The organism is Pseudarthrobacter sp. GA104 (assembly GCF_009741265.1).
In the GTDB taxonomy this organism is placed as follows: Bacteria; Actinomycetota; Actinomycetes; order Actinomycetales; family Micrococcaceae; genus Arthrobacter.
This window is the reverse complement of record NZ_WOWL01000001.1, coordinates 3,191,859-3,214,241: the sequence shown is the minus strand read 5'-3', so window position 1 is coordinate 3,214,241 and position 22,383 is coordinate 3,191,859. Positions and strand designations below refer to the sequence as shown.

At 61.1% G+C, this 22,383-nt stretch carries 18 protein-coding genes; 7 read left to right on the top strand and 11 right to left on the bottom strand.

Annotated features, from left to right (window positions below; translation table 11 throughout):
* Positions 1–37: 37 nt before the first annotated feature.
* The 3 genes from GK109_RS14605 to GK109_RS14595 all read left to right on the top strand — a co-directional run bounded on the left by GK109_RS14605 (position 38) and on the right by GK109_RS14595 (position 3,733).
* The gene (locus GK109_RS14605) at positions 38–1,027 is read left to right on the top strand and encodes a GDP-mannose 4,6-dehydratase (protein ID WP_157241441.1); all 990 of its coding nucleotides are present in this window, start codon (positions 38–40) and stop codon (positions 1,025–1,027) included.
* A gap of 25 nt (positions 1,028–1,052) precedes the next feature.
* The gene (locus tag GK109_RS14600) at positions 1,053–2,159 is read left to right on the top strand and encodes a glycosyltransferase (protein ID WP_370460604.1); all 1,107 of its coding nucleotides are present in this window, start codon (positions 1,053–1,055) and stop codon (positions 2,157–2,159) included.
* A 107-nt stretch (positions 2,160–2,266) separates the two neighbouring features.
* Positions 2,267–3,733, top strand: a complete 1,467-nt coding sequence (locus tag GK109_RS14595; RefSeq protein ID WP_197432473.1) for a lipopolysaccharide biosynthesis protein — start codon at positions 2,267–2,269, stop codon at positions 3,731–3,733.
* A 117-nt stretch (positions 3,734–3,850) separates the two neighbouring features.
* Here GK109_RS14595 and GK109_RS22375 read toward each other — a convergent pair whose 3' ends face one another.
* From GK109_RS22375 to GK109_RS14540, 11 genes are all read right to left on the bottom strand, one after another.
* Entirely contained in the window at positions 3,851–5,035 is a 1,185-nt protein-coding gene (locus GK109_RS22375; RefSeq protein WP_370460603.1) for a glycosyltransferase, read from the bottom strand.
* Between the two features lie 40 nt (positions 5,036–5,075).
* Positions 5,076–6,026, bottom strand: coding sequence for a glycosyltransferase family 2 protein (locus tag GK109_RS14585; RefSeq protein WP_157241439.1), 951 nt, complete (start codon positions 6,024–6,026; stop codon positions 5,076–5,078).
* Positions 6,023–6,619, bottom strand: a complete 597-nt coding sequence (locus tag GK109_RS21935) for a glycosyltransferase family 4 protein (RefSeq protein WP_197432472.1) — start codon at positions 6,617–6,619, stop codon at positions 6,023–6,025. The genes GK109_RS14585 and GK109_RS21935 overlap by 4 nt, the downstream gene beginning before the upstream one ends.
* A 497-nt stretch (positions 6,620–7,116) precedes the next feature.
* The gene (locus GK109_RS14575) at positions 7,117–8,157 is read right to left on the bottom strand and encodes an acyltransferase (protein WP_157241437.1); all 1,041 of its coding nucleotides are present in this window, start codon (positions 8,155–8,157) and stop codon (positions 7,117–7,119) included.
* On the bottom strand, positions 8,147–8,815 hold the full coding sequence (locus GK109_RS14570) for an O-antigen ligase (protein WP_157241436.1): 669 nt from the start codon (positions 8,813–8,815) through the stop codon (positions 8,147–8,149). The genes GK109_RS14575 and GK109_RS14570 overlap by 11 nt, the downstream gene beginning before the upstream one ends.
* Positions 8,816–9,338: 523 nt before the next feature.
* On the bottom strand, positions 9,339–10,469 hold the full coding sequence (locus GK109_RS14565; protein WP_157241435.1) for a glycosyltransferase family 4 protein: 1,131 nt from the start codon (positions 10,467–10,469) through the stop codon (positions 9,339–9,341).
* Positions 10,460–12,703 (bottom strand): N-acetylneuraminate synthase family protein, encoded by a 2,244-nt coding sequence (locus GK109_RS14560; protein ID WP_157241434.1) that lies wholly within the window; start codon positions 12,701–12,703, stop codon positions 10,460–10,462. Before GK109_RS14560 ends, GK109_RS14565 begins: the two co-directional genes overlap by 10 nt.
* On the bottom strand, positions 12,700–13,413 hold the full coding sequence (locus GK109_RS14555; protein WP_370460602.1) for an acylneuraminate cytidylyltransferase family protein: 714 nt from the start codon (positions 13,411–13,413) through the stop codon (positions 12,700–12,702). Before GK109_RS14555 ends, GK109_RS14560 begins: the two co-directional genes overlap by 4 nt.
* The gene (locus GK109_RS14550; RefSeq protein ID WP_231754871.1) at positions 13,410–14,369 is read right to left on the bottom strand and encodes an RNA-binding protein; all 960 of its coding nucleotides are present in this window, start codon (positions 14,367–14,369) and stop codon (positions 13,410–13,412) included. Before GK109_RS14550 ends, GK109_RS14555 begins: the two co-directional genes overlap by 4 nt.
* Before the next feature lie 74 nt (positions 14,370–14,443).
* Positions 14,444–15,457 carry a glycosyltransferase gene (locus GK109_RS14545; protein ID WP_157241433.1) on the bottom strand — a complete coding sequence of 338 codons (1,014 nt, stop codon included), beginning with the start codon at positions 15,455–15,457 and terminating at the stop codon, positions 14,444–14,446.
* Positions 15,454–16,392, bottom strand: a complete 939-nt coding sequence (locus GK109_RS14540) for a glycosyltransferase family 2 protein (protein ID WP_157241432.1) — start codon at positions 16,390–16,392, stop codon at positions 15,454–15,456. Before GK109_RS14540 ends, GK109_RS14545 begins: the two co-directional genes overlap by 4 nt.
* A 307-nt stretch (positions 16,393–16,699) precedes the next feature.
* Between GK109_RS14540 and GK109_RS14535 the strand changes: the two genes are divergently transcribed.
* From GK109_RS14535 to GK109_RS14520, 4 genes are all read left to right on the top strand, one after another.
* Positions 16,700–18,154: a polysaccharide biosynthesis tyrosine autokinase gene (locus GK109_RS14535; RefSeq protein WP_370460601.1), complete on the top strand. Its 1,455-nt coding sequence runs from the start codon at positions 16,700–16,702 to the stop codon at positions 18,152–18,154.
* Between the two features lie 46 nt (positions 18,155–18,200).
* Positions 18,201–19,640: a sugar transferase gene (locus GK109_RS14530; protein ID WP_157241431.1), complete on the top strand. Its 1,440-nt coding sequence runs from the start codon at positions 18,201–18,203 to the stop codon at positions 19,638–19,640.
* 36 nt (positions 19,641–19,676) lie between these two features.
* Complete coding sequence (locus GK109_RS22370) at positions 19,677–21,575, top strand: DUF4012 domain-containing protein (RefSeq protein WP_370460600.1); 1,899 nt, start codon at positions 19,677–19,679, stop codon at positions 21,573–21,575.
* A gap of 186 nt (positions 21,576–21,761) precedes the next feature.
* Positions 21,762–22,376: a peptidase gene (locus GK109_RS14520; protein WP_157241430.1), complete on the top strand. Its 615-nt coding sequence runs from the start codon at positions 21,762–21,764 to the stop codon at positions 22,374–22,376.
* Positions 22,377–22,383: the final 7 nt, after the last annotated feature.

Sequence of the window (22,383 nt, the reverse complement as noted above, 5' to 3'; positions counted from 1 at the left end):
GTTTGGCTGGGGAGCAAAATTGACGGATATGCACGGAATGGATTTCCCCAGGCGGGCCCTGATTACTGGCATCACTGGCCAGGACGGTCTCTACCTTGCCGAACTCCTGCTCAGCAAAGGCTATGTTGTCTTTGGCCTGGTCCGCGGGCAGAGCAACCCAAAACGTGAACTTCTTCACCGGATCATCCCGGAGGTCAAGGTATTGACCGGAGACCTGACTGACGTCTCCAGCCTCATCCGTGTCCTGAGCATTGCCGGGCCGCACGAAGTGTACAACCTGGGCGCCATTTCCTTCGTCGGGTACTCGTGGGAGAACGCGGCCTTAACCAGCGATGTGACGGCTTTGGGTGTCTTGAACATGCTCGAAGCAACAAGGCTTTACGCCGGAAGTGACATGGGGAAGGTCCGCTTCTATCAGGCGTCTTCGTCCGAGATGTACGGCAAGGCCCAGGAAGTGCCCCAAACTGAGCGGACCCTGCTGTGGCCCCGCTCTCCATACGGCGTGGCTAAGGCCTTCGGCCATCACATGACCATCAATTACCGGGAATCATATGGAATGCATGCTTCCAGCGGCATCCTGTTCAATCACGAATCGCCCCGGCGCGGACCGGAGTTCGTTACCCGCAAAGTCACCTTGGCAGTTGCCCGGATCAGACTCGGGCTGCAGGAAACTTTGGCGTTGGGAAACCTGGACGCCCGCAGGGACTGGGGATTTGCCGGTGACTACGTTGACGCCATGTGGCGGATGCTCCAGCAGCCTGAACCGGACGACTACGTCATTGCGACCGGCAAATCGCACTCCATCCGTGACCTGCTGGATGTCGCCTTTGCCGCCGTCGGAATTTCCGACTGGTCACGCTACGTAACGCAGGATTCAACGTTGATCCGTCCGGCTGAAGTGGAATCGCTTATAGGCGATGCCAGCAAAGCCCATGCCACCCTGGGCTGGAAACCGGAGGTGGATTTTAGGAGTCTGGTCTCGATGATGGTGGAACACGACCTGGCCAACCAGAAACACCTGGTCTGAGCCGGGAAACGGAGAGGACATCCAAGTGCCTGGATTGATTGTTCACGAATGGATCGAGCAATACGGTGGCGCCGAGAAAGTCGCCGAGGAGTTCGCGGCGATCTTCCCGGATGCAGCCATCGCGTGCCTGTGGGATGACTATCCGGAACGGTTTGCCGGGCGGACCGTCACCGAATCCTGGTTGTCCAAGACCCCGCTTCGCCGGCGGAAGAGCCTCGCTCTCCCTCTCACGCTGCCGACGTGGCGGTCTATAAACGTTCCAGAAGCTCCCGACTGGATGATCTGCAGTTCGCACCTGTTCGCGCACCACGCGAAACTATCCGGTCTTGGAAGACCAATTCCGAAGTACGTCTATGCCTACACGCCGGCAAGATATGTGTGGAATCCTGAACTGGATGATCGGGGCAATTCACTTGCAGCCCGGGCCGTTTCGAAGCCGCTGCAGGCCATCGACCGTGCACGTGCCCAAGAGGCCACGTCGATCGCAGCCGTAAGTAGTTACGTGCGTGAGAGGATACAGAACGCGTGGCTGCGCGACTGTAAGGTCATCCACCCGCCTGTCGATGTCGATTACTACAGCACCAGCAAAGCTGAATTCCTTACGCCAGCTGAATGTGACCTGCTCGAGTCGTTGCCGGACACGTTTGTCCTCGGAGCTTCACGGTTCGTTCCTTACAAGAGGCTGGACCGTGCCATTGCTTTCGGGGAGGCCAACCAGATTCCTGTCGTACTCGCCGGCTCCGGGCCGCTTGAGTCCGCACTCCGGGAGTTGGCAGAATCTGCAACCGTTCCGGTGCAGCTCGTGGTCCGACCGTCGCAGCCGCTGCTCCGCGAGTTGTATGCGAGAGCCTGGGCCTTCATCTTTCCTGCCGTCGAAGATTTCGGCATCATGCCCGTGGAGGCGAACGCCACGGGAACTCCCGTCATAGCAAACTCGGTAGGTGGCGCCGCCGAATCGGTCGCCCACGGCGTTTCCGGATTTCTCCTGGAAAGTTTTTCACGGTCGGAGATGAGGGCAGCGGCGGAGGCCTTGGAATCGATTACCCCAAAGGACTGTCGCCGACAAACCCAAAAATTCAATAGGCCGGTCTTTCGCACTTCCATTCGGAATTGGATCGTTCACAACTCGTAAAAGCCGCCCGTCCAGCGTTTCCGGAGGCAGATCGAACCGGACGCTTTGGATGCTCGGCCGCATCCAAACCAACTTGGGTGGACAATCGAAGGAAGTACAGGTTTCAGGTGCAAGAGCAAGTAAGCGAGACTGCAGACCTTGGGAGATCCGCTGCAAGGAATGCTGCCCACACGCTCGGCGGCCAAGCGGCAAAGTTCACCCTGCAGTTGGCTTCGGTCGTTGTTCTGGCACGCCTGCTTTCTGAAGAGGATTTCGGCCTTGTTGGCATGGTCTTAGCGATAATCGGCATCGGCCATATCATCAAAGATTTTGGCCTCGCTTCCGCCGCGATCCAGGCACGCGACCTGACTCGTAGCCAACGCGACAATCTGTTCTGGCTCAACGCCGGTGCCGGGCTCGTCATGGCAGGGCTCGCTGCTGCCTGTGCGCCATTAGTGATGTCTTTCTACGGGCGGGAAGACGTCGGCGTTATCGTCTTATGGCTCGCGCCGTCCTTGCTACTAGCAGGGATGACTACCCAGTATCGAGCCGACCTGGCTCGCCGCCTAAGGCTGGGCCGGGCAGCCATTGCAGAACTTTCCTCTACTGCTCTTGGTTTCGCCGCGGGGGTTGTGACCGCGTTTATGGGCTGGGGACCAGGAGCGTTGATTGCTCAGCAACTCGTCGGGGGCGTTGCAGGCTTTATATTATTCGGGCTTTTTGCCGGATGGATACCGGGCTTGTACCGGTGGCGTGAGCCAATGCGCCCCTTGTTCGGGGTTGGCATTCCACTCTTCGTTACGCAGATTGTAACTTACATCGCAAGCAATGCAGATTCCGTAATCATCGGGCGATTCTTTGGACCTGTACCAGTCGGTCTTTATAACCGGGGCCTTCAACTGGTCCGGGTTCCGATGACCCAGGTCCGGGGGCCCCTAGACACTCTTTCTTTGTCAGTCTTGTCGAAAGTAACGGACTCTCCCGAGCGCTTTCTCAGCTTCGTACGACGTGGGCATATCGTAATGATTTACCCCTTGTTAGCCCTTGCGGGCGGACTGATAGCCGCAGCGCCCGTCGTGATAGACCTCGCGCTGGGGCCGCGGTGGGCAGGGGCGGCAGTTTATGTTCAGCTCATAGCGTTGGGAGAAGCCATGAATTCCTTGGCGTCCGCCGGGGGGTGGATCTACGCCAGTAAGGGTCTGGGCCTCGCGCTCCTACGCTTCACTTTGTTTTCTGCCTTCGTTCGCCTCCTGTTTCTCACCGCCGGAGCGAGCTTCGGTCCCATCGGTGTAGCGGCTGGCTTCGCTGTTGCCCAATGTGTTTTATGGCCGGTGTCACTGTGGTGGATAGGGCGCGTATCGCGTCTACCCACAGGGGTCATGATACGTGCGGCTCTGCGATCCATATTGGTTTGTGCTGTACCCGCCGTCGGAACGTGGTGCGTGGTTTCTGTCACGGCCGGGTGGTCTTCTGTTGTTACTGTGCCGTTGGCAATAGTCGTGCACCTCATGGGATTCGCTTTGATGGCGTTCCTTCCTTGGGTTCGCCAGGATTATCGGACGCTATATGAGACCGCCAGAATGGTCCGGCGGTGAACCTGTCTCTCCCATGTGGTACTCCCCGCAAAACCGCCAGGAGTACATAGAACAGAGCCAATACCCAACGAGGCCACAGCGTAGATCAGGCACAGGACTGCGAAGAGCTTGGTCTTGTCAACTGCGGCCAACGGAGTTCGGCTCACGATTTGCTACTGCAGCAATCTCACGGTGAAGACGTGCCCTGAACCCTTCCTCTGAAAACTTGGCTGCGTGAGATCGAATGCTATCAACGTCCCATTCTTCGGCTTGAAATTGAAGCACCGACTCTCGGATCTGTGCCGCTTCAGGCTTCTCAATGAATATTCCGGTTGCACCCTCTACGATCGTGTCCAAGTAGCCACCAGCGCGCAGGGCAATCGTCGGTTTCCCCCAGGCAGCAGCCTCGAGTGGCGTCAGGCCAAAATCTTCATGTGAAGGGGCAATAACTGCGGCACATGTAGCGTAAGCCCAGCGCATCTGCGCGTCGGTAAGGCCAGAAACAAGCCGAACATTTTTCGGGAGCGAAGCCTGGAGTCGGTCGGATAGCGGCCCTTCGCCGATGATCAACAGGCGTTCGTCCAGGCCTTGAAAGGCCTCGATAGCTTGGTCCACGTTCTTGTAAGGAAGCAACCGGGACACGACAAGAAAATGGCCGCCATCAAGGATAAAATGCTCCAGTCCGGAGATTGGCTCACGTTCGCCGCTCGTGTCTACACTGTGGGGCGGATGGAACACAGAGGCGTTGATTCCGTAGACATCCATGATGCGCTGCCGAACAACACTGGAATTAGCGACGTACTTATTCGCGCGGTGTGCTGCCTTTTGGTCCCAGCGGCGCAGGAGAGGCTTGAGCAGGGCTATGGCCCACCCCGCCAGTGAACCCCACGCTGGTGCCCCGAGATACTGTTCCGTTAGATATAGCCATCTCGCTGGCGAGTGACAGTAAACAAAGACCCGGCCACTCATGTTAAAGCCGTGCGCCCAACCCGTGCTGGAGACCACGACGACGTCAGCAGGCACTTTGAGAGTCGATGCTGCTATGGGCAGGAAGGGCAAGGCTATCCTGTGGTGACGCCGAAAAATCGAGAAGCGATTTAGCGGTGAAACAACGATCTTGGCATTCCGGAACTCCGGATAGGTACCATCCGGATCATAGAGCGTTGTGTAGATGGTCGCCTCCGGAAAAGCCCGGAGAATGGCAAGCACTACGCGTTCGGCTCCACCCCGCTGGGTGAGGTAGTCGTGTGCTATCGCAATTTTGGGTCTAGGCTTCGCGGACTGTTTCTTATCAAGCGGTGCCCGGTCAGTTTCGATATTCACTCGTCACCCCTCCCTAGTCGAAGCTCGTCATAGCGTCTGGTCAGAAATGCGTTCTGGCGCGGTCGGGATGGACTATTCCGGCCCGCCCCGCTGATTCCACCGCCAGCGCCACCAGCTTTTCCGCTAGCCACCGCGGAAGAACCGGGGAGGCCTCGTCTATAGCCCGTCCGCCCACCTTGATGGTCCGCTCGTTCGTGATCATGCTGGTCGCAGCCACCAGAGTTGACCAGAGACTCGTTCTTTGACGGATTGCCATCAGCGGCTCGGGACCGTGTTTGGCTATGAAGATCTCCCTGGCTGCACCCGAATGGAGGGCACGCATCGCCCTAACATCCGTCGTCGTCGCCGCTACGTGATGTGCCGTGGTGAGTGAGGGCTGGATGCGAACGGGGATACCCGTTTTCCTAAGGCGATAGCCGTAATCGACATCCTCCCAGCCGTAAGCGCGGTACCGCTCGTCATAGCCGCCCAGCCGTTCGTGAACTTCCCTCAGTACGGAAACGTTGCCGGCCCAGTACCGCCACTGGTCGTCGCCATCGCTTGCCAGGGCATCAGACCGGAAACGCTCGTCAGCTGCCCGACCGTAGACGCGTGCATATGCAGTTTCCGGGAAAACGTTCCGGCAAAGACCTACGACGCCGACAGGGTCCCCCTCGTGCGCTGCCACGTGGTTTCGCACATAATCCGTGCTGGGTTCAAGGTCGTCATCAGACCTGATGAGGACCCGTCCTAGCGCGGCCGCCGCCCCGGCATTCAGGGCAGCTGCCCTGCCTCGATTCTCGGGAAAAATAATAGTCCGCAATCCCACCCCGGGATGCTCTGTAGCCAGGCGTTGGAGCGTGCCTGCGCTGTTGTCGATGTCGCCGTCCACAACGACAATCACCTCGAAGTCATCGGAGTCCTGTCGCGCCAGCGCTGAGAGCAGGACCGGCAGGCGAAGCGCACCGCCACGGGAAGGTACGACGACGGATGCTCCCACTTGGGAATTCATGCTTTTCCTCCCGAACAGGAAGGGCTTGGTATAACCCCCCACAGTTTTAGCAATGCTTCAAGGCGTTCCCCTCCGGCAGGGGGCGAATAGCGCGACAGCCAGCGTTCATAGGCCTTTTCCGCGAAGTTGCCTGTATTGCCGTCCACCGCTCCCCTAATGGCTTGGGCCAACTGCTCCACATCCCCTGCCGGAGCGACCCACGGGTGTTCCGGACCGGCTACTTCAGGCAGCGCTCCCGCATCACTTATGACAAATGGGATACGCGCGGACATGGCCTCTGCCACAACGAGACCGAAACTTTCCGATACCAGCGACGGGCACACCATGAGGTCGATCGAGCCAAAAAATTCGTCAGTCGCCATCCACCCTGGGCGGTCTATCAAATGACTTACGGGTACCAACGCCTGTTCCAGCTCGCGTTGGGCGGCTTCCGAGGTAAATCGGGGCTCTCCCGCAAGCACTAGCCGGTATCTTCCAGGGGCCTGCCGGTCGAGCTGCTGCAGGGCTGCGGCAAGTACACCCACGCCTTTTTCAAGAGAGGGCCGGCCAAGGAAACCGAGACGAACCGTTCCTTCCCGGGGCTGCTGGGCCACCGGGCGAACCTCTTCCGCCCAGTTCTCCAGGACATGCGAGCCCGCAAGGCGCGCAGCCATAGACCGGGACGGAACAAGCGTGGCTACCGCGCGTCTTCTGGCAAGCCCCACGAGGACGGACTGCAGGCCTCGCGGCAGCTGGTGAAGGTGGACGACGCGATGGCCCATCAGGGCGGTGGCGACGGACGGCACCAGCCCGTTGCACCACAGTAGTCCATCCGGGTGTCGGAGCCGCCAGTGCCGAAGTTCGAGCATGTAGCCACTACGGCCGGAGGCTGACAGCACAACGGTGGCGTGTCCGGCAGCTTGGGCAGCGTCGACCAAGCCTGATGGGTGGGCCGGTCCCACGACTTCCACAGATACACCCAGGTCCTGTAACTGTCTGGCAAGGGCCAAGAGCATGACCTCCCCTCCACCCATTTCACCATTATTGGTGGCAAGCCATACGCTGTGGTTCTGCTTAGAAACTTTCCGCTCCGCTTTCCGCGCGTTGACATTCATCGTGCCGATCTCCCCCTAAACGCATAGCTTCGCAGTTTTGCTTTTGAGAAGATTTGCGGGGGCGCAAATAAAATAGCAACAGTAGAGCGTCTGTTTGCAAGATCTGCCACTAGACTTCCGACGACCATGGCCATCGTCAGCGCTAACCAGAACACCTCCGGAGATTGCAGAGAAGACGTCCCAGTGGTGATGCGCCAAACGATCAACATCACAGGCCAGTGTATTAAGTAAATTGGTAGTGAGTTTACGCCGATCCATATCATCCATTTGGAGCCGACCGCGTTTTCCAGCACGCGCCTGCAGCTGATAAGAACAATACACGTCAGCAGAACCAACGGTAGTGCCCAGGCATTGTCACGCAAGGAGTCTGCAGCCACAAGCGGTGAAGATGCCAGGAATGCGAACGTTGCGGCAAGGAAGGTACTTCGCCCTACGTGTCGCTCTCCAAGCCAGTGCAGCAGTTCTGGATAACGCGCGAGGGATAACCCCAGAAAAAAACTCGATGCATGAATCAATATTGTTGGCGAACTTCCGACGGCGGCAGTTGTCGCTACAGCACTGATGACGAAGAGCGCGGTCATTGCGACCGCAGAGACGCCCCGGGTAATTCTTGCAAGAACTAAGAAAGTAAGGAGGAAGTGGAGATACCAAATGGGACCGAGCTCAGTCGGTTGCAGGACCAACTTCACAAGAAGTCCCGCGTTAAGAGGTAGCTTTTCCTCTACCAGTGAGACAAAGCATGAATATATGACGCCCCAAATTAGAAAGGGCCATAAGAGGCGAAGAACCTGCGAGTATAGAAAGTCAGTCCAATCACGTCGAAGGCCATTCCGCGCCAGATATCCGGAAATTACAAAGAAGAGCGGCATAAGGACCGGCCCCACAGACATATTTAGGTAGCCGACAACGGACGTTCTGCCGATCCCCGAAATCATCTCGGCGTGGAGTACCAGTACGAAGAAGACCAATGCGCCCCGAAGAGCATCAAGGGATAGATCCCGGGATAGCCGTGACTTATCTGACGAATCATCGCTCATTGCGCTCAGCTATCCTTCGAAATCTCGGGACTTCATTCGTGACGAATGGCATATGGGTAGAACTCACCCAATACAGGGCAGCTCCAATTACTACTGCTACTTCAAGGGACAGCAACACTTCCCCTAGGTGGAGTGCGCAAATCATTACACCGATGATCGACATTTCCAAGACACGATTGCGTTGGGTGCGCGGAAGGACAAGTAGTTTTAGAAATATTAAAGACACAAGCGCTGAGATGAGAACCAGGCCCACTAATCCGAACTCTGCCTGTATCGCATACAATGAATTATGAAAGAAGAAACTCAATCCATCAACTAGTACATGCGCCGTCCCTGCACCGTGACCGATCAATGGGCTCTGGTCGATGTAGGCCAATTCCTGCTTGATAATACGTTCACGAAGCATATCGCTTCCAGTGCGCGATGCGAAAGGACCCCAATTTTGAAAAGACTCAGCTGTTGTCGCGGCGAGCCAGTAGAAAGCCGTTGTGATTGGAATACCCAGTAAAGGCGTAACGCGGCTCCCAATGACAAACCACACAACGCCGATAATCAGTGCAAGCCAAGATGTTCGAGAAAAAGTCATGCCAAGTGCCGCGATGGCTAGAAGAACGAGAATAAGGGTCCAACCGCGATTCTGGATGGTGGTGATGGCCACGAGTCCATAGGCGAGTAAGACCAGGCCAGCCACATTAGGCTCACCGAAAAGTCCCGTGAGGCGTCCTTCATATCCGCTGAGTATCCGGAATCCTAGAAGTCCACTGAGCGCCGCCGCTGCTACCCCAAGCCCTAGCCCTTGAACCATAGAAGCGTATTGTATTCGCCCCGACGAAATTACGAATATCAACAGAGCCCAGAGGGCTATGTGGCCCAGTCGCCTGAAATCTAGGGCAGAGTCTGCTAACAACGAGCTCGTAAGACACCAAATTACTATGGCAAGAAGTAGCGTAATCCATCCGTAACTGATTCGCACCAGACGTACACGGAAGAGTCCCCGGACTACGATCAGCACCGCTACGAGTTCCGAGACTGGAAATCCTGCAATGGTAAATGCTTCCATCGGCAAAAGCGCGAACATGAATATTTCAGGCGTTTGTCGCGTCGAGGTTGCATGCTTGAAGCGGCTTGTTTTCTTCTTTGTAAGGCTGGCTCTGGGTACCGCCGTCCGATCCATGCCCATTTCAGCTAACGTTCATCCGTGAAGGACTTTCGTCACCGTTTATGTAAAGCATCACAATGCTGAGCGTCATCTGAGAAGTTGTGGGCCAACTTTCTGACAGCAACGGACGGTCGGCCTTTGCTTGCACCTGCCGCTTGACCGCCTCCACAATGCCGTCCACGTCCCCGGCATACACCAGGCACTCCGCCGGCAAGATTTCCGGGTTGCCCCCAACGGGGGTCGCCACCACGCCAAGGCCCGCGTTGACAGCGTCCAGCAGGGTGTAGGAGCAGTTTTCCCAGACGGAGAGCTGTACCAGAACGTCGGCCGCGGCCATTGCTTCGCCCGCGTCGAGGAAACCCGGAAACCGGACGGCCTGCCCAATGCCGAGCTGCCCGGCAAGCTCTTGGAGTTCGTTGCGCAGGGGCCCTTCGCCTGCCACGGTCAGGGTGGCCCCGGGGAGGTCCGCATGCAGTTTCGCGAAGGCATTCAGCAGGTCCGGGAGGCGTTTTTCCGGAGAGAGGCGGGAGAGGGAGAGCACGCGCGGCCTCACCGCCGCCGGCATGAAGAAGGCGTCAGCGGATCCTCCGCCGGCTGAGCGGTCCACGCCGTTCGGTATGACGGTAATGGACTTGCCGGGGTTCCATTTTGCCTCCATTGCCCGTCGCGTCGCCTCCGAAACCGCAATAATCCCGTCGGCACGGCGCAGGCGCAGGGCATGCATCGCCGCTTTGATCCGGGACTTGGCAACCGACCCGTGGTAGACGAGGTCGTCGGCTGCGATTCCGTGTTCGGTGGTGACTAGCCGGGTCCGTCTGTCCCCCGCCAAGGCACACGCAGCCACCACGTCCGCGTAGGAGAGGTGGCTGTGCACAACGGACGGCCGCAGGGTGCGCACAGTCCGCCCCATGGTCCGCAGTGATGCGCGGAAGCCGGCCGCCGGGCCGAACGGCCCGGTGACGACGGCGGTGCCGCTTTCCCTCAGCAGCGCTGCGAGCGGACCTTCCGGGCAGAGGACCACCAGGCGCCACCCCGGCAGCCCGGCCCTGGCGACGTCAAGGACGTGACGTGCCACGCCCCCGAGGTCCGCCACGGGAACCACCCACAAAGCCGTGGGCGCCGCCGTCGTCCTTTCCTGCCCGCTCAGTACCATGCCTCGAGCCGTTCCAGAGCGGTCCAGAATGCGGCACCGTCGTTGACGTGCCCCTGCCAGATCTCGGGGATGAAACCGGCTTCAGGGCTCAGCCTGTCCAGTTGTTTGGCCAGCGCAGCGAAGTCCACCTCGCCTTCGCCTACCTGCACGCCCTCGCCGTCAACGCCGGTGGCGTCAACCATGTGCAGGTGGATGGTGTGCGGGGCGAGAGCTTCAACGGCCTCGGAAAAGGGCATGCCCAGGAAGTTCGCGGCCAGCTTGGTGTGCGAGACGTCCAGGCAAAGTCTGGTGCCCGTTTGTGCCGCGAATTCGGCGGTGTCGTGTGGGTCAAGGAATAGGTTGTGGAATTGCTGTCCGCCCATAAGCCAGGGATAGGGCGGCAGGGTCTGGGCCGCAATCCGGACGCCGTCGGTGTCCAGCCGTTGCAGGGCCTGCGCCACGCGCGCGTACTTCCGTGCCCGTTCCTGCGCCGGAATGTGCCTGTCCTTGGTGAACCCGCCCATGGTCACCACCATGATGGGTTCGTCCTCCTGCTTGAACCAGCGGGTCAGCGAGCGGGTGATGTCAATGGTCCGCTGAACTTCGGCAATGGACCGCTCCCAGTGCGCGCCATCCTCCGAGGCCAGGTCAACCAGGAAGTCGCCCGCGAAAAGGTCCGGCAGGTGGGTGGTGAAGCCCATATCCAGCGGCGCCGTGAACACGGAGTCGGGGTCGATCTCCAGGTCTTTGTAGGAAAAGTGGAACTCCAGGAAGTCGGGCGAGCAGTCCTTGATCAGCGTCTCGTGGTCGTGATACCTGACCGGCAGCCCCCACGGGCGGCGGAAGTCAAAGTCTCTCCCCTTCGGTGCGTGATCCCGGAGGTCGCCCTCGTAGAAAAAGTCCCCTTCGGCCACATCCCTTGGCGCGGTCCTGCCCAGCAGCAGCGGCAGGGCATTGGGCTGCAGGCCGCGCCCGGGGCTCTTGACGTCGACGTCGGCGCTGCCGATCACCTGCCCCTTGGCGATGGGACGGGCAGCCACGAGCGATTTGGCCAGGTTAATGCGGTTCATCATCTCGCCCGGGGAGACGGTGCGCGGCGACTTGCCGCCGATGGACTCCTCCACCTCCCGGATCCGGGTGACCATCCGGGCGAACTCTTCGGGAAGGAGGGAGACCGTGTGGTCGTTGCCTTCCATGGTGGTGTCAACCGTGAAGTGCTTCTCGATGATCCTTGCCCCGCGGGCGACGGCGGCAATGGGCACGTGGTAGCCGCGCTCATGGCCCGAGTACCCAACGATGCACTGGCCGATCTCTGCCAAGCGGTCCAGGTACGCAAGGTTCACGTCCTTGAAGGGCGCGGGGTACGTCGATTGTGTGTGCAGCAGGGCGAACGCGGCGCCTGCCGAACGCAGCAAAGCAGCGCTCTCCCGGATCTCGTCTTCCCGGGACATCCCCGTGCTGGCGATCAGCGGGACGCCTCGGTCAGCCACGTTCCGCAGGAGCTCGTGATTGGTAAGGTCCGCGGATGCGATCTTGAGCGCCGGTAGCCCGTAATCAACCAGCGACTGGGTGCTGGCAATGTCCCAGGGCGTGCAGAGCACATCAATGCCCTGGTCCCGGCAGTGGTCAAATACCGTGAACAGGTCATCAGCGCGCAGTGAGAACCGGGAGAGGAGATCCAGCGTGTATTGCGTGCCCAGGTCCTCGCCGGCGGAGCTGCCGCTGGACTGGCGGTAGAGCGACTTCATGTCCCGGAGTTGGAACTTCACGGCATCGGCTCCGGCCTCCTGCGCGAGGTCCACCAGCCGCTTGGCCAGGTCCACCGAACCGTTGTGGTTGTTCCCGATTTCGGCGATGAGGAAGGCAGGGTGGCCTGGCCCGATGTGGTGCCGGCCGATGCGCATTTCGTCAGCCCGGTCAACGGCAATGGCACGCAGGTGCCCGCGCGCGTCCACCAGGGGAAGATGGCTGACATTGCGGGGCATCAGCACGGCCAGGTCCGCCGGGCTGGTGGTGTGGCTTGCGCTGCGGACGGCGCGGTTTGCGACAGCAAGGCAGCTGACGTTCAGTCCTTCAGCAGGGTTTTCAACAATCCACCGGCGGAAGTCGCCGTCGGACAGCGACCCTTGGAGCACGCCGTGCTCGTCCACGCAGAAGACGATGCGTTCCTGGTTCGCCGTGATTTTCTGCAGGCCGGTGAGCACAGGATCTTCGGAAAAGACAATGTAGGGCAGGGTATTGCGTTCAATGATCATCTGCGGGCTTCCTTTTCTGTCCCCTGCATCTGCCTGGATCCGAGCATCTGCTGCTCCACGGTGCTGAAATCCAGTTCGGTGTCTATGTCCACGCCTTCCGCCTCCTCCATGACGAAGAGACCAATGCGTCCGCCGAGCCGATTGGAGAACTTGCGGTAAATCTCCGTGCGGGTCAGGTAGAGGGAACCTGTTTCCCTGTACCGGTAGTCCCCCTCGGCCAGGTCCTGGCGGCGGGGCCGGCGGTCGACGGCGTATTGGGCCCTGGGCGGGTCCCCTGCCGTCCAGAGGAACGGGGTTTGGGGCACGACGCCGACCAGCGAGTCCACGCGCGAGTCAAGGAACTGCGCAACGGCGCGGTCAAGGGTGCCGGGATGGCGGATGGGCGAGGTTGCCTGCAGCAGCATGACGGCGTCGGGTTCCCTGCCTTGCGCTGTGCGGTATTCGATGGCGTGCTGCACCACGGGTTCCGTTGCTGTTTCATCCCGCGCGAGTTCCTCCGGCCGCAGGAACGGCACGTCGGCGCCGGCTTGCAGGGCCACTTCCGCGATCTCGCGGTCATCGGTGGACACTAGGACGTCCAGTCTGCAATCCGCAGCCAGCGCCTGCTCAATGGTCCAGCTGACCAGCGGCTTGCCTCCCAAGTCGCGGATATTCTTACGGGGAATCCCCTTGGAGCCGCCGCGGACCGGAATCACACACAGGATATTCACGAAACTTCCCTCACTTGGTTGCTGATGATTGCGGCAATAGCGCGGGCCGGTTCCAGATCCGGACGGGCGGGAGCGGGTGTCGGTTCAGTTCCCCAACGGGACATGCCGTACCGTTCCCAGAACTCCTCCAGCCAAGCGGGAGGTGAGGGATAAGTGACCCAGGCGGGGATGCCGCGGGCGGCGGCTTCCAACACTCCGGTGGAGAAGACGGAGGCAATGGGAGCATGCAGGTCCGCCAGCGGTATTCCCGACGAATCGATGGTTATGCCTCGGCGTTCCCAGAGAGCGTGCTGAAGGCGCGAGACCTTGTCTGTCTCCGACGGATGGGGCCGGTATGTAGCCCCCGTGCTAACGCAAAACTCTGATGCCGCCCGCGCAAAACCGGACCGTGGAAGTTCCGCACCATGCAACTGGCCGAGAAACACGGGGGGCCGGCTGTCATCTATCGACCACGACGCTCCCGCGCTTGCCGTCCACAGTAACTGCGAGCCAATCACTTCCGAGGTGATGTCCCCGCGGCCGGAGCGCCAAAATTCTGCATCCGCGTCGCTGAACGCAAGCAGGTGTGCATCCTCTGGCAGCGGGGGCGCATGCGGTGTCAGCAGCCCGTGCTGTACTACGTCGAAGCGGGCGCCCAACTCTCGAGACCATGCATGCGCCAAGGCACCTGACGGCAGGTAATGACCCACGGCCATGACGATGGAAACCTCCTGAAGATACCCGGGAAGGCCCGCACCGCGCACGGGTATCAGTTCCCAGGGTCCGCCGGGCAGCGCTTGGCAGAGCCGGGGAAGCCCGGCAGGTGCCAGGACTGCTGCAGGCCTGTCCCCGAGGGCCTTGAGCGGCTCCAACAGAGACATGCGCTGGGTGGGTGTGTCGGCGTCGAGCGCCACCAGCACGTGCGGGGCATCGCCGCGGACCGCCGCTACGAAGCTTGGCTCCATCGCCGGGCGCATTATGCTCCTAAGCCTCCGCAGCGGATGCCGGTTGCGCTGCCAGCTGCGCCACTTGGCAAGGTCACGGGGGATGTTCAGGCCCACAGTTCCTCCAATACAGCAATCCGGTGCGCGAAGGTGTGTTCCGCGAGGGACCGCCGCCGCCCGGCCTCCCGGATACGTTCTGCCCAGCGTTCGTCAGACAGCGCCCTTTCGGAGTGTTCCTTCAGCTCCTCCAGGGACGAGAAGACGAGGGACTCAGTGCCGACCTCGTAGAACTCAGCAACATCCGGACGGTCAACCAGCTGCAGGCCTCCCATTCCCGGCACCTCAAACGTCCGCATTGCCAGGCCGGACTGGAGTCCGTGGATGTTGATCGCTGCCGCGGCTGCAGCCTGGACCCGGTACGCCTCGGACAGCGGGATGTCCCGTTCGGCCGGAATGTCCGGGCGTGATAACTCCCACGTGCGGAGCCGGTCAAAAGGATGATGGGACCACTGCCTGCCGTAGGCCCGGACGGGAACACCGGCCTTGACCAGGCCGGACAGCAGGGCGACGCGGTTGGGGTACTTCGACCCCACGAAGACCACTTCATCCCTGCGCTTGCCGGCCCGCTCCGCCAGGTGGGGATCAAAGGCATTCGGCAGGAACGCGGCGTTGACTCCCTCGGAATGCAACCTCGCGGCTTCCTCACGGCTGTAGCTGGCCACGGGGCCGATCCTCCGAAGGAAATCCATGCTGAAGCGGTGGCGGGAAAGGTCATCGTAGAGCCACAGGATCCGGGGGACTGCCAGGGTGTCCACCTCAGCCCAGAACGACGGGCCCAGGATGTCACCCTTGATAACCACCAGCCGGTCCGGACGTGATTCCCGGAGGACCCGCAGTGTCCGCTCCGTGAGCCACCGCTCGGCTGAGGCGCTGCCGTCCAGGCCCACCTTGGCCGGAAGTTCGTGAACCAGTTTGTTGCGGAGCTTCGCGCGCACACCGTCGAAGGCGTCGTAGCGGTGGATGGCCACGTTGTAGCCGGCATCGCTGAAGGCCCGTCCGATGGATTCGTGGTAGCCGTGAAAAGACGGGCTGATGAGCAGGAGTTTAGGCTTCCGGGTCATCGGACGGCCTCATTCATTGAGCGTCCGTCCGGTTCGCCGTCCTTGAGGAGGTGCCATTCAGTCCGCGCAACTCCCAACGGCCGCACAGGAGTGCCGGCCAGGCGGCGCACAGTATTGACGGCAAGATTCACCACAGTGGCGGCAGCCAGGCCGGCCTGCAGGGTCCGGGGGCGCCCCCACTTCTCTGCGTAGAGCTTCCGCGAGTCCACCAGCCACTGGCGGCGCCTGGTGGAATCCGAGGATCCTCCGCCTTCATGGGTGACGGCGACCGTTCCAATAAAGACGGACGGAACGCCGCGGTCTCGGAGCCGGCGTTGCAGGTCCACTTCCTCCGAGTTCATGAAGAATTTTTCGTCGAAGCCGCCAACGGCCCGGAATTCGCCTGTGGGCACCAGCATGGCGGCCCCCATCACCCAGTCAACGGGAACCACCGCGCCTTCCACGCAGCGGGTATCGTGCCCCACCATTTCGTGCAGGAGGGGTAGATGGCGCCAGCGCGCGAGCGGCGTGAGCCACTCAGTAACCTGGTGCCGCACTGCCGGGAAATGCCTGCCCACCCACTGCGGCACGCCGTTGTGCCCCAGGACCTGGGGACTCACCACGGCAGGCTGCCAGGGAGCGGCGGCACGCAGGAGATCCGCAACGAAAGTGGGACTGATCTCAAGGTCGCTGTTCAGGATCAGCAGCAGGGGGTGCTCAGCCAGGGCGGCACCCGAGTTAACCGCGGAGCCGAATCCCCCGTTCACTGGCCTGCGCACAACTGCCGCGCCTGCACTGTCAGGAAAGGGAACCGGGGAGCAGTCATCGACGACCACCAGCTGCAAAGGCCCGGCGCCTTCCTGCATTTGGAGGGCTTTGATGAGGGCAGAAGCAGGCCGTGGGTCTCCATAGTGGGGAACGACGACGGTGACAGGCGTCATCGGTTCTTCACTCATGGCCCCTGCCACTTTCGGTGGAACCGCAAAGAACAACCATCATTTCCCCCCTGCTGTTTGCCAGCGTTGCTAGGGCCGCCGGATGAGACGTTCCGACGTGGGATTTACCGCGCCCCACAACACCTGCACTTCCAACATACTATGAACAGAATTTTAATGACCATGCAGGTCGAATTTCTGCTTTAAAAGTTGACAAGTTTGCTTATTATCCTCTCCATGAACCTCGACCTGAAGGAGTGCGTGTATAGAATCGAAGAACTTGCCCCGTAATGGGGAGGTCTCTTTCGAGGTCAGAAAGGTTTCACCCGTGGAGCTCAGCACCTATCTGCGAATCCTTCGCCGCAATTGGATTATGGTGGTGGCCTTCACGCTTCTTGGGCTGGTTGCCGCCACGGCCTATACGCTCAGTATCAAACCCACCTATACGGCCCAGACAAAGCTTTTCCTGGCAACCCAAAGCTCCGGATCGGTGGGTGACCTGCAGCAGGGAAATACCTTTATCCAGGCGCGCGTCCAGTCCTACGTCGAAGCCGCCATGACTCCTGCGGTTTTGGAGCCTGCGGCTGAAAGCTTGGGAAAGCCAGTGGATGAACTGGTGGGCAAGGTGACAGCCAGCGCCGGCCCGAACACAGTGATCATTTCGATAGTTGCCACCGACAGTTCGGCGGTGCAGGCGGCGGCGATTGCCCAAGCGGTCGGTGAGAGCCTCATCGAAGTGATCGATGAACTCGAAAAACCCACCAATGGCACAGGGTCCTCGCCGGTCCGGCTTTCGGTGGTCACCCCGGCGGCGCCGCCGGCTGAGCCGTCCGCCCCGAACAACCGGCTTAACATTGCCCTCGGCGGGGCGATCGGACTGGCCCTTGGCACGGGCCTGGCCCTCCTTCGGAACGTGCTTGATACGAAGGTGCGCGGCGAGACTGACCTGCAAAGGGTCACCGATGCGCCCGTCCTGGGAGGAATCGCGTTCGATGGCGACGCCACCAAAAAGCCCCTTCTTACCCAGGCTCCCTCCCAGGGCACACGGGCAGAGTCGTTCCGCCAGATAAGGACCAACCTGCAGTTCGCCCACGTTAGCCACGGTTCCAAGGCCGTCCTGGTGACGTCGTCGCTTCCAGGAGAAGGCAAAAGCACAACCGCCATCAACCTTGCCATCGCCGTGGCGCAAGGCGGGCAGTCCGTAGCGTTGGTGGACGCCGACTTGAGGCGGTCCCGGGTGGGAGAGTACCTGGGACTTGAAAAGAACGCGGGCCTGACCACCGCCCTCCTCGGAAAGGCCGATCTAAGCGAGCTGCTGCAGCACTGGGGCCAGGACGAACTTTATGTGCTGACGGCGGGGCAGACGCCGCACAATCCCAGCGAACTGCTGGGGACGGAAGCCATGAAGAACCTAATCCTTCGACTGGAGCAGGATTTTGACGCGGTCATCATCGATGCCCCTCCGCTGCTTCCCGTGACGGACGCAGCCGTGCTGGCACAGCACGTGGGCGGCGTCGTCCTGATGGTCGGGTCCTCCCGAGTGAAGCTCCCAGATCTCGAAAAGTCCCTGAATGCCTTGGACATGGTCGAGGCCGACGTGCTGGGCGTGGTGCTTAATTTCCTGCCTGTTAAAGGCCCGGACGCATACGCCTATAGCTACTACAGCTATGAAACCGACCAGCCCAAGGCAAAGAAGAGAAACAAAAAAGCGGCGGATAGGAAAAATTCGCGTCCGCCTGCACTTGATTCTATTGAGCCGTCCCGTGACCATGCCGCCCGTTGACCGCTAGGAACCGGTTCACCATTCCTGCCGAAAGGTGCTTATGGCCATGCGTGAAGACCCTAATTGGCAGTCGCGTTATGCACGGCGCCTGGCCGTGACGGATGCCGCTGCGGTGCTCTGGGCTACGCTGGGCGCTCTCGTCTTTCGATTCGGCAGCCCGGACAGCGGCAGCATCATCAGCAAAGAGGGAATGCCCTATATTTCAATTTCCCTCGTCCTGGCCTGCAGCTGGTGGCTCATGCTTTCGGCCTGGGGTACCAGGGATTCACGCATTTTGGGACACGGGACCGAGGAATACAAAAGGGTAGTCAGTTCCTCGCTGTGGCTGTTCGGAATTATCGCAATTGTCTCCTACACCTTCCAGTTCGACACAGCGCGCGGCTACGTCGGAATCGCGCTCCCTGCCGGGCTGGGCATCCTGCTCATGTCCCGGTACCTGATCCGTCAGTTCCTGCAGCTTGAACGCCATGCCGGAAAGAGCATGTCCAGGGTGCTCATCATTGGTGGCCCCGGCAGCGCGGAGCATCTTGCCCGTTCCCTGGCCCTCCAGCCCATGGCCGGTTATGTTCCTGCCGCCACGTACCTGCCGGGCAGCCCGGAGGGAACGACTGTTGCCGCGGATTTGAACCTTCCCACACTCGGCCACGCGACGGACCCGGAAAGCATTGCCAGCACCATCAGGGAGTTCAAGCCCGACGCAGTGGCCCTGTCCGGCGGTGTCAACCTTCAGCCCCGGGCTATCCGTGCCCTGGGCTGGGCGCTGGCCGACATGGATGTCCGCATGATCATGGCTCCTGCCTTGACGGATGTTGCAGGTCCGCGGATCCACACGCAGCCGGTTGCGGGCCTGCCGCTCATTCACGTTTCCACCCCTAACCTGGCGCCCGCCCAGCGGTTTGTGAAGCGCGCTTTCGATGTGGCGGGAGCAGGATCACTCATACTGGCCTTCTCCCCTTTGCTCCTGGCGCTTGCCCTCGTGGTCCGCCTTGACAGTCCCGGGCCCGTACTTTTCCGGCAGGAGCGGGTGGGAACCCAGGGGACGAGGTTCCACATGCTCAAGTTCCGTTCCATGGTGGTGGACGCCGAGAAGCAGCTGCGCGAACTTCAGCTCATGAACCAAGGCAGCGGGGTTTTGTTCAAGATCAAGGATGATCCGCGGGTCACCAGGGTGGGCCGGTTCATCCGCCGCTACAGCCTGGATGAACTTCCCCAGCTGTTCAACGTCCTCAGCGGCTCCATGAGCCTTGTGGGACCACGCCCCCCGCTGCCGTCGGAGGTTGAGCAGTACGAGAACCATGTGCACAGGCGCCTGCTGGTGCGGCCCGGACTTACCGGGCTGTGGCAGGTGAGCGGGCGCTCCCTGCTGTCATGGGAGGACACTGTGCGCCTGGACCTTTACTACGTGGAAAACTGGTCCGTGTCCGGCGATATCTCCATCCTGCTGCGGACTTTCCGCGCCGTGGTAAGTCGCCATGGCGCCTATTAGCCGCGGCGCCCGCCCGCAACACGAAAGGGTTGCTGCGTGACAGGAATCGAAACCGCCGAGGCACAGCAGCATCCGGGCCAGCCCGTTAAGGTCCGGAAGAAAAGTCGGAGCCACGCCCGGCGAAGGCTCCGCAGACGGCTGGTCCGGCTGGCAGTCGCAATAGGCATCCTTGCTTTGACGGGCGGGGCCTGCGCGGCCTGGCTCGCCCACCGCGCGGACCAGGTCAAAACCCATCTTGAGGCGACCGCTGTCCTGCTTCCCGCCGTCGAACAAAAACTCCTGGCCGGTGACGTGGAAGGCGGAAAAGCCGTCCTTGAAGAACTGCAGGATCACTCAACAGCAGCCCGCGAAGCCGGAACCGACCCGCTCTGGAAGGCAGCGTCGTCGGTCCCCCGGCTTGGTGCCAATTTCTCAGCGGTGACCGCTGTTGCCCAGTCCGCGGACGACGTCGTCCAGGGAGCTGTTGCGCCGCTGGTCGGCGAGTTCGGTTCGACCGCGTGGGAGGAACTGGCGCCGAAAGGTGGGAAGATCGACGCTGCAGCCCTTCGCGACGCCTCCCCAACACTCGGGACAGCCGCGAGGACAGTCCAGCTCTCCTATGAACGTTTGACGGCCATCGACCAATCGGCCCTCCTGCCCCAAATCGCCGGGCCCCTCGGCCAAGCCATAACGCCCCTTAATGAAGCCCGCGGCGCACTCAACGCCGCCGCTGCTACCGCCAAAGTCCTGCCGCCCATGCTGGGCATGGACGGGCCGCGGAATTACCTCATCCTCATTCAGAACAGTGCCGAGGTGCGGGCCACCGGCGGTATCCCCGGCGCCGTGGCCGTCATCAGTGCTGACAGGGGCACCATTAAGCTCGCCGGCCAGGCAAGCGCGGGCGATGTCGGTGTCTTTGATCCGCCCCTTGACGTCCCTGAGGACCAGGAGCGGATCTTCACAACCCGGATGGGAACCCAGTTGCAGAACGTTAACCTGACCCCGGATTTTCCCACCGCAGCGTCCACTGCAAGCAGCATGTGGGAAAAGAGAAACCCGGGTGCCAAAATTGACGGAGTCATTGCCCTGGATCCCTTGGTGCTGGCAAATGTACTGCGCGCCACCGGCCCTGTTGCCTTGAAGGACCCCGCGCTGCTGGCGATGGTGAAGCCCACAGGGCTTCCCGCCACTCTGACGGCAGACAACGCGGTGAAAACGCTCCTGTCCGATTCCTATGCCGCCTTGCCGGACCCCGGATTGCAGGACGACTACTTCGCCCGCATGGCCAGCGAAGTGTTCACCGCCGTTGCCGACGGTCAGGGCGATGGCAAGAGGCTGGTCGAGGAACTGGTCCGGAGCTCGGAACAGAACCGGCTGTACGTCTGGTCCGCGCGGCCAGACGAACAGCGGGCCATCAGCACAACCCCGGTATCAGGCATGATTGCCGGGTCCGCGCAGGAACGGGCCTCCTTTGGCCTGTACTTCAACGACAGCACCGGCGCAAAGATGGACTACTACGTGCGGCGGACGGCGCAGCTGGTACAGGCATGCATGCCCGACGGCGGATCGGCCGTTACGCTGCGTGTCACCTTAACGAATACTGCCCCCGCCGATGCCGCCGCGTCGCTGCCGAAATATGTCACCGGCCAGGGCGTTTTTGGGGTGGAGGCCGGGCGGGTACGGACCAACATCATTGCGTATGGTCCTGGCAGATCCCACCTGGAGAAAGCCAGGGCTGGCGGCGGCGCTGCGGAGCTGTCCTCGTTCCGCCAGGACCAGAGGCCGGTTGCTGTTCTTACGGCTGAAATGGGGCCGGGCGAGACTGAAACCGTGGAAATCGATTTTTCCCGGGTGGCCGCGCAAAGTGATCTTGATCTCAATGTCACGCCGACCATCCAGCCCTTGGAGGATGTGGTCCGGCCTCCGGTACGGGCGGAATCATGCCCGGCCCATTAGCGGTCCTGCGATCCCGGTGAATCCTTTGGGTAGCCTGCCGGAAAACTGGGTTGTTCCTGCGGTTTCCCTCGCATCGCCCTGTTAAGATTGTTACTAATCCCAACGAAGCTTTGCGGCTATCTACGCGCGCGAAAATCCTGTGGGGGCCTGCTAATTCGATACACACATGATTTTGGGGAATCAGACATGAAGAAGACCGTTTCCGCCCTGGCCCTCGCCGGCTCACTCGCATTCCTTGGCGCAGGAGGGGCACAGGCAAACCATGACACGGACTACCCGTCCGCGCCAGTGACCGGAACCGTCAGCGACGGTACTGTCGCTCCCGGCGAGTCCTTCATCTTCAGCGGAACCGGCTTCAACCCAGGCGAACCCATCGCAATAGACGTTTCCCGGGAAGATGCGGTGCCTTCCGCCGCCGGAGCCTCCGGTACGGGAGGCGGCCCCTCCGCTGCTTCCCCTGCCGGCATGATAGTGCCCTTGGAAAAGGTTGCCAGCGCGACCACCACGGCGGATGCCGCCGGGAACTTCTCCCACCCTTTCGGCCTGAATGAGAACGGCCTCTACACCTTGGAAGCCACCGGCCTCCAGTCCGGCCACGTGGTCACCTCACAGGTTGTTGTTCACTCCGAAGCCGCCGCCGTCGTTGTTGCGGACGGGCCGGCCGCCAAAGTTGGCGCCGCCCTCGCCAACACCGGCCTGAGCTCCGGCGTTCTCATCTGGGGAGCGGCTGGCCTGGGTGCCCTTGTTTTCGGCGCGGGCAGCGTGGTTGCCGCGAAGCGCCGCGCCAGCAATACCGTATAAGACGGCT

What these genes read in the sequence shown, in the direction of transcription:
- GK109_RS14565 (WP_157241435.1), bottom strand. Translation starts at nt 10,469, where the DNA reads ATGGTACTGAGCGGGCAGGAAAGGACGACGGCGGCGCCCACGGCTTTG.
- GK109_RS14560 (WP_157241434.1), bottom strand. Translation starts at nt 12,703, where the DNA reads ATGATCATTGAACGCAATACCCTGCCCTACATTGTCTTTTCCGAAGAT.
- GK109_RS14545 (WP_157241433.1), bottom strand. Translation starts at nt 15,457, where the DNA reads ATGACCCGGAAGCCTAAACTCCTGCTCATCAGCCCGTCTTTTCACGGC.
- GK109_RS14585 (WP_157241439.1), bottom strand. Translation starts at nt 6,026, where the DNA reads ATGAATTCCCAAGTGGGAGCATCCGTCGTCGTACCTTCCCGTGGCGGT.
- GK109_RS14605 (WP_157241441.1), top strand. Translation starts at nt 38, where the DNA reads ATGGATTTCCCCAGGCGGGCCCTGATTACTGGCATCACTGGCCAGGAC.
- GK109_RS14575 (WP_157241437.1), bottom strand. Translation starts at nt 8,157, where the DNA reads ATGAGCGATGATTCGTCAGATAAGTCACGGCTATCCCGGGATCTATCC.
- GK109_RS14550 (WP_231754871.1), bottom strand. Translation starts at nt 14,369, where the DNA reads ATGCGCCCGGCGATGGAGCCAAGCTTCGTAGCGGCGGTCCGCGGCGAT.
- GK109_RS14540 (WP_157241432.1), bottom strand. Translation starts at nt 16,392, where the DNA reads ATGAGTGAAGAACCGATGACGCCTGTCACCGTCGTCGTTCCCCACTAT.
- GK109_RS14520 (WP_157241430.1), top strand. Translation starts at nt 21,762, where the DNA reads ATGAAGAAGACCGTTTCCGCCCTGGCCCTCGCCGGCTCACTCGCATTC.
- GK109_RS14530 (WP_157241431.1), top strand. Translation starts at nt 18,201, where the DNA reads ATGCGTGAAGACCCTAATTGGCAGTCGCGTTATGCACGGCGCCTGGCC.